This is a genomic window from Streptomyces sp. P17 (assembly GCF_032436805.1).
Lineage (GTDB): Bacteria > Actinomycetota > Actinomycetes > Streptomycetales > Streptomycetaceae > Streptomyces.
This window is the reverse complement of the sequence record NZ_JAVRBF010001268.1, coordinates 1-248: the sequence shown is the minus strand read 5'-3', so window position 1 is coordinate 248 and position 248 is coordinate 1. Positions and strand designations below refer to the sequence as shown.

Annotated in this window: 1 protein-coding gene; it reads left to right on the top strand. The window is 43.1% G+C overall.

Features of this window, described 5'->3' with window-relative positions; all coding sequences use genetic code 11:
• Positions 1 to 248 (top strand): Hsp70 family protein (locus tag RMT89_RS44650; RefSeq protein WP_315889472.1); only part of this gene is annotated, 248 nt, incomplete at both ends.

Below are 248 nucleotides of genomic sequence, written 5' to 3'. Positions count from 1 at the left end.
CCCTGACGAAGTAGTTGCTATGGGTGCAGCTATCCAAGCTGGTGTTATTTCTGGAGACGTAAAAGATATCGTTCTACTTGATGTAACGCCTCTATCTCTTGGTATTGAAACTATGGGTGGTGTCTTCACTAAATTAATCGATCGTAACACCACTATCCCAACTACAAAATCACAAGTCTTCTCAACAGCAGCTGACAACCAACCAGCAGTAGATGTACATGTACTACAAGGTGAACGTCCAATGGCAG